Below are 6,359 nucleotides of genomic sequence, written 5' to 3' on the forward strand. Positions count from 1 at the left end.
GCCCCGGGCTGACGTCCAATAACGGCTCAACCCCGGAGACCGCCATGCAGCAAGCCGCCAGCCCCCGCAAACCCCGCGCCAGCAGCCAGGCGCGCATCGCCGCCATCCTCGACGCCGCCCGCGCGCTGCTGGCCGAGAGCGGCGCCGCCGGGCTGTCGATCTATGTGGTGGCCGAACGCGCGGAAATGCCGCCGTCCTCGGTGTACCACTTCTTCCCCAGCGTGCCGGCCCTGCTCCAGGGGCTCACCAGCGAGGTCCACGCCGCCTTCCGCGCCTGCCTGGCCGAACCGGTGGACCACGACGCCCTGCGCAGCTGGCGCGACCTGTCGCGGATCGTCGAGGAACGCATGCTGACGGTCTACGCCCGCGACCCCGCCGCCCGCCAGCTGATCCTCGCCAGCCACGGCCTGGCCGACGTCACCCTCGCCGACCGCCAGCACGACGTGCAGCTCGGCGAATCCATGCGCGCCCTGTTCGACCGCCACTTCCAGCTGCCGCCGCTGCCCACGGATATCGAGGTGTTCAGCCTGGCGATGGAGCTCGGCGATCGCGTCTACGCCCTCTCCGTGCAGCGCCACGGCCTGATCAGCGAACGCCTGGCGGAGGAAGGCATGCGCGTGTTCGATGCCTACCTGGCGCTGTATCTGCCGCCGTTTCTGCCGAAAAGGCAGCTTTAGGCGGCGGGCGGCGGGCAAGACCAGACTTCGCCGCCAGCCTGAAGCCTGAAGCCTGAAGCCTGAAGCCTGAAGCCTGAAGCCTGAAGCCAATAATCGATATTTATCCGGATTAAAATCCGTCAAGCGAGGCGCTTCGTAAAAAATCGCTTTCAAAGCCGATTTTTATCGGATATAAATTGAACAATCCTGTACGAAAGCTATCGTGCAGAACTGTCACCGGCCTCTGCCAAGCTCAGAAAGCCGATTCGCGTCCGCATATGAGGTGTTCCAATGACTCGCAACGTCACCGTCGCAGCCACCCAGATGGCCTGTTCCTGGGATCGCTCCGCCAACATCGCCAACGCCGAGAAGCTGGTGCGCCAGGCGGCCGCGCAGGGTGCGCAGATCATCCTGATCCAGGAACTGTTCGAGACCCCCTACTTCTGCCAGAAGCCGAACGCCGACTACACCCAGCTGGCCACCAGCGTGGAAGAGAACGAAGCCATCGCGCACTTCCGGAAGGTCGCCGCCGAGCTGAAGGTGGTGCTGCCGATCAGCTTCTTCGAGCGCGCCGGCCGCGCCCGCTTCAACAGCATCGCGATCATCGATGCCGACGGCAGCCTGCTCGGCGTCTACCGCAAGAGCCACATCCCGGACGGCCCGGGCTACCACGAGAAGTACTACTTCAACCCGGGCGACACCGGTTTCAAGGTATGGCAGACCCGCTACGCGAAGATCGGAGTGGCCATCTGCTGGGACCAGTGGTTCCCGGAAACGGCGCGCAGCATGGCGCTGATGGGCGCGGAAATCCTCTTCTACCCGACCGCCATCGGCAGCGAGCCGCATGACCCGACCATCACCTCGCGCGACCACTGGCAGCGCGTGCAGCAGGGCCACGCCGGCGCCAACCTGATGCCGCTGGTGGCCTCCAACCGCATCGGCAAGGAAGAGCAGGACGGCTACGACATCACCTTCTACGGTTCCTCCTTCATCGCCGACCAGTTCGGCAAGAAGGTCGAGGAACTCGACGAGACCGAGGAAGGCGTGCTGGTGCACAGCTTCGATCTGGACGCGCTGGAGAAGATCCGCACCGCCTGGGGCGTATTCCGCGACCGTCGGCCGAACCTCTACTGGCCGATCGCCAGCCTCGACGGCGAGAACCTCTCCGAATAACGGCCCGTCCCGCGTTGGCGGGATGACCTGCAGGAGCCAGGCGTTCCCTGGCTCCTGCCAGAGACCTGCGAGTCCATGCATATGACCACTCTCAACAGCACCCCGCGCGCCGACGGCTTCCGCATGCCGGCCGAATGGGAACCCCACACCCAGACCTGGATGGTCTGGCCGGAGCGCCCGGACAACTGGCGCCACGGCGGCAAGCCGGCGCAGGCCGCCTTCACCGCCGTGGCCAAGGCCATCGCGCGCTTCGAGCCGGTCACCGTCTGCGTTTCCGCCGGGCAATACGAAAACGCCCGCGCCCGCCTCGACGACGCCAATATCCGCGTGGTCGAGATCAGCACCGATGATTCCTGGGTGCGCGACACCGGCCCGACCTTCGTCACCGACGACAAGGGCGAAGTGCGCGGCGTGGACTGGACCTTCAACGCCTGGGGCGGCTTCGACGGCGGCCTCTACGCGCCGTGGCAGACCGACGACCGGGTGGCCGGCAAGATCCTCGAGATCGAACGCTGCCAGCGCTACCGCACTGAAGGCTTCGTGCTGGAAGGCGGCTCGATCCACGTCGACGGCGAAGGCACCCTGATCACCACCGAGGAATGCCTGCTCAACCGCAACCGCAATCCGCACCTCTCCCGCGAGCAGATCGAGCAGGTCCTGCGCAAGCACCTGGCCATCGACACGGTGATCTGGCTGCCGGACGGCCTGTACAACGACGAAACCGACGGCCATGTGGATAACTTCTGCTGCTACGTGCGCCCCGGCGAAGTGCTGCTGGCCTGGACCGACGATCCGCAGGACCCGAATTACCCGCGCTGCCAGGCCGCCATGCGCGTGCTCGACAGCGCCCGCGACGCCAAGGGTCGCCAGCTGGTGGTGCACAAGATGCCGATCCCCGGGCCGATCCACGCGACCGAGGAGGAATGCGCCGGCGTCGACCTGGTCGCCGGCACCCAGGAACGCGATCCGTCGATCCGCCTGGCCGGTTCCTACGTCAACTTCCTGATCGTCAACGGCGGCATCGTCGCGCCGAGCTTCGGCGACCCGAAGGACGCCGAGGCCGAAGCCATCCTCAAGCGCGTGTTCCCGCAGCACGAGGTGGTGATGGTGCCGGGCCGGGAGATCCTTCTCGGCGGCGGCAACATCCACTGCATCACCCAGCAGCAGCCGGCGCCGCAGAAGAACTGATCTGCGCCGTGCAGGAGCGAGCTTGCTCGCGAACCGGCCCTTCCGTTGTCGGAAACCTTTCGCGAGCAAGCTCGCTCCTGCAGCGCCGAAACGAAAAAACCGCCGACCCTCACGGGTTCGGCGGTTTTTTCTTGCCGCTGGAGAATTACAGCAGCGGGATGGTGTAGCTGACGATCAGGCGGTTCTCGTCCTGGTCGCGCTGGGTCGCGGTGCCAGTGCCGGAAACCGGCAGGCCGCTGCGCAGCGAGGCGTTCTTCCAGGCCAGGCCCAGGCCCTTGAGGGCGCCGTCCGGTACCACGTAGGCCAGGGCGATGTCGCGTTCCCACTCGCTCTGGTCGCCGCGGCCGGTCTTGATGTCGTCGCCGCGCAAGTAGAGGGTGCTGAAGGTCAGGCCTGGCAGGCCGAGCTTGGCGAAGTCGTAGCCGTAGCGGACCTGCCAGGTGCGCTCGCCGGCACGCTGGAACTTGCCGATCTGCACGTCGGTGATCAGGTAGGCGGTGGCGCCGTCGCCGTTGTTGATGAACGGGAAGTCGCTGTCGCCGTTCAGCACCTGGTAGCCCGCGCCGAAGCTGTGGCCCGAGACGGTGTAGGTGAACAGGCCGCTGTAGGCCTGGTTGTCCACTTCGCCCTTGGTCACGCCGTTGCCGTAGTAGCCGGTGGTGAAGAAGGCCCGGTCGTGGCCGTTGGCGCCGTCGTTGCGGCTGTTGAAGTAGCGCAGGTCGGTCTTCAGCACGCCCGGGCCGATCTGCCAGTTGTGCAGCAGGCCGAGGAAGTGCTGTTTGTAGAAGTCCTCGAGGTTGCCGTAGTAGTACTGCAGCGTCAGGTCGCCGGTGAGCTTGTAGTCGCCGCCGGCGTAGTAGAACTTGTTGACGAACTCGCCGGTCTGGGCGTTGTTCGCGCCGGCGATGGACAGCCCTTCGTTGTTGCTCGAACTGCGTCCCTTGGCGTGTTCCAGCTGGCCGCCGATCAGGGTCAGGCCCTTGATCTCGCTGGAGGTCACCTGGCCGCCCTCGAAGGTCTGCGGCAGCAGGCGGCCGTCGTTGTAGGTCACCACCGGCAGCTTGGGCTGCAGGGTGCCGTAGCGGAACTCGGTGCTGGACACCTTCGCCTTGGCGGTCAGGCCGAGGCTGGAGAAGTCATCCACCGCGCGGCCATCGCCATCGGTGGGGAAGACGGTGCCGGAGTAGCTGCTGCTGGTCGGGTTGTAGTGGGTGCCCTTGCCGCTGTCGAGACGCACGCCGAGCAGGCCCAGCGCGTCGACACCGACACCGACGGTGCCTTCGGTGAAGCCGGACTGGTAGTTGAGCAGGAAGCCCTGCCCCCACTCTTCCTGCTTGTTCGGGGCGTTGCTGCCGTTGCGGTTGTCGCTGTTGATGTAGAAGTTGCGCAAGGTCAGGCTGGCCTTGCTGTCTTCGAGGAATCCGTCGGCGGCGGCCGACTGGGCCAGGAGGCCGAGGCTCGCGGCGGCCACGGCGAGAGAAAGGCCGGATTGCGCTTTGCTGCGAATGTCCATGTTGTAGTTGTCCCCATTGTGGTCTTGAAGCTGGCTGGCCTTCCGCTCGTTTCAGCCGGCCGCACGCAGCCGCGCGAGCCCTGGCAGGTCGCTGGCAACGGTGTTCGGACGGTGATTCGATCGCGGCAGACCGTGATCAGGCACAGGCGGGAGATCCTGGCTTATCGATGCAGATAGGCGTCGGATCGCATTGTTTTTCTGAGGTTCTTGGCCGTGCGAAAAAGCTGACGGCAAAGATAAAAGAAGATTTATAAATCAAAAAAGAATTAATTATTTGTAGGTAATTCTTTTTGGGAATATATCTTAGCACGAGCAAGGTGCCCGGTCTGTCTGCCTGAAGAGGTATCCCCAGAAGGAAAGCGGGCAGCGGATGCCGGAAATCTCCGGCATCCGCTGCCCGGCGAAATCGCCGGTCAGCCCTGCACCAGACGGTCCTTGCCGGTGCGTTTGGCCTCGTAGAGCGCCGCGTCGGCGCGGCTGTAGAGGGCGGAAAGGTTCTCGTCGCCCGGCTGCAGCAGGGTCATGCCCTGGCTGATGGATACGCTGAAGTACTGCCCCGTCTCGCAGAAGCGCAGGCGCTGGACTTCGCGCTGCAGACGTTCGCCGATGTGCCGCGCGGTGTTCTCGTCGCAGCCGGTGAGCAGCACGGCGAACTCCTCGCCGCCGATCCGCCCGAACAGGTCGCCGCGGCGCAGGGCCGAGGCGCCGCACTGGGCGATGCGCTGCAGCACCTGGTCGCCGACCTGGTGGCCGTAGCGGTCGTTGATCAGCTTGAAGTCATCGACGTCCAGCAGCAGGAAGGCCAGCGCGGTGCCCGCCGCCTGGCAGTCCCTGAAGGCCTGCTCGGCGCTGTCGAAGAAGTAGCGGCGGTTGCTGCTCTGGGTCAGCACGTCGGTGGTCGCCAGCCGCTGCAATTCGTTCTCCATGTGCTTCTTGTCGGTGATGTCCTCGGCGATGCCGACGATCATCAGCGGCTGTCCCGCCTCGCCGTGATGGCCGACGAAGCACTTGTCGCTGAGCCAGCGCACCTCGCCGTCGGCGCGGATGATGCGGTATTCGCGCTGCTCCACGGCGCCGGTTTCCAGCACCTGCAGCAGCGAACTCTCGGCGTAGTCGAGGTCGTCCGGATAGACCGAGTTGCGCCACTCGTCGAAGTCGGCCAGCAGCAGCGCGGCGGAACGGCCGAAGATATGCTCGTACGCCGGGCTGACGTAGACCATGCGCCGGGCCTGCCAGTCGTAGGCCCAGAGCACCGCATTGACGCTGGCCAGCAGGGTGCTGAACAGCTGCTCGCGCTCTTTCAGGCGCTCCACCTCGGCGCGGCTGTGCAGCAGCGCCAGCAGAGCCTCCTCTTCGCTCTTGGGGATCCGTCCCTGTCCGTCCATTTCGCCACTCCTGAATCTTTCATCGAAAGCAGATGTGACCCTTAGTTAAATAGACGGTTGCAGGAAAAACAAAAAGCCCGCCGAACGGCGTAATACTGTTCACTTAAGCGGAGCGGCCTTGCGGTTCACCGGGTAGCGAGTCTTTGAGATCTTCACCGTCCTTGGCCTGGTAGGCCTTGGACGGCGATCCAGAAACAGCCCGCCGATCCCGGCCCGCAACTCTGTCAATCGCCTTCCGGTAGCAGAAATCGGATTGGCCGCTGCCATCACGATCAGTTGAACGGCGATGTAGTGGGCTACCGGCTTGAAGCGTATCTCGGATACTGAGCGGCCGAAGGCCACCGCTGCCTGACTCGCCTCACGGCGAATGACGTTGTAGCTCAGCAGCAACCCCCAGACTTCCTGATAGATAAGCTCGACCTTCTTGCTGCGCAGGGTGACCGC

5 protein-coding genes and 1 pseudogene are annotated in these 6,359 nt (G+C 64.9%); 3 read left to right on the top strand and 3 right to left on the bottom strand.

Annotation, left to right across the window (positions count from 1 at the left end; genetic code table 11):
• Positions 1-44: 44 nt before the first annotated feature.
• From BLR75_RS17995 to aguA, 3 genes are all read left to right on the top strand, one after another.
• On the top strand, positions 45-677 hold the full coding sequence (locus BLR75_RS17995; protein WP_084311608.1) for a TetR/AcrR family transcriptional regulator: 633 nt from the start codon (positions 45-47) through the stop codon (positions 675-677).
• Positions 678-947: 270 nt separating this feature from the next.
• Positions 948-1,829, top strand: a complete 882-nt coding sequence (gene aguB / locus BLR75_RS18000) for an N-carbamoylputrescine amidase (protein ID WP_084311607.1) — start codon at positions 948-950, stop codon at positions 1,827-1,829.
• A gap of 81 nt (positions 1,830-1,910) precedes the next feature.
• Positions 1,911-3,017, top strand: coding sequence for an agmatine deiminase (gene aguA / locus BLR75_RS18005; RefSeq protein ID WP_084311606.1), 1,107 nt, complete (start codon positions 1,911-1,913; stop codon positions 3,015-3,017).
• Positions 3,018-3,162: 145 nt separating this feature from the next.
• Here aguA and BLR75_RS18010 read toward each other — a convergent pair whose 3' ends face one another.
• The 3 genes and pseudogenes from BLR75_RS18010 to BLR75_RS18020 form a co-directional block, all read right to left on the bottom strand.
• Positions 3,163-4,530 (bottom strand): OprD family porin, encoded by a 1,368-nt coding sequence (locus tag BLR75_RS18010; protein ID WP_084311605.1) that lies wholly within the window; start codon positions 4,528-4,530, stop codon positions 3,163-3,165.
• 413 nt (positions 4,531-4,943) lie between these two features.
• Positions 4,944-5,915, bottom strand: coding sequence for a GGDEF domain-containing protein (locus tag BLR75_RS18015; protein WP_084311604.1), 972 nt, complete (start codon positions 5,913-5,915; stop codon positions 4,944-4,946).
• Between the two features lie 99 nt (positions 5,916-6,014).
• Positions 6,015-6,359, bottom strand: a pseudogene (locus BLR75_RS18020) (IS4 family transposase); the annotation flags it as partial.

It is taken from the genome of Pseudomonas jinjuensis, from assembly GCF_900103845.1.
Classification (GTDB): domain Bacteria; phylum Pseudomonadota; class Gammaproteobacteria; order Pseudomonadales; family Pseudomonadaceae; genus Pseudomonas; species Pseudomonas jinjuensis.

Bases quoted from the DNA above. Each gene is read 5' to 3' on its own strand.
- aguA (WP_084311606.1), top strand. From the start codon at position 1,911: ATGACCACTCTCAACAGCACCCCGCGCGCCGACGGCTTCCGCATGCCG.
- BLR75_RS18015 (WP_084311604.1), bottom strand. From the start codon at position 5,915: ATGGACGGACAGGGACGGATCCCCAAGAGCGAAGAGGAGGCTCTGCTG.
- BLR75_RS18010 (WP_084311605.1), bottom strand. From the start codon at position 4,530: ATGGACATTCGCAGCAAAGCGCAATCCGGCCTTTCTCTCGCCGTGGCC.
- aguB (WP_084311607.1), top strand. From the start codon at position 948: ATGACTCGCAACGTCACCGTCGCAGCCACCCAGATGGCCTGTTCCTGG.
- BLR75_RS17995 (WP_084311608.1), top strand. From the start codon at position 45: ATGCAGCAAGCCGCCAGCCCCCGCAAACCCCGCGCCAGCAGCCAGGCG.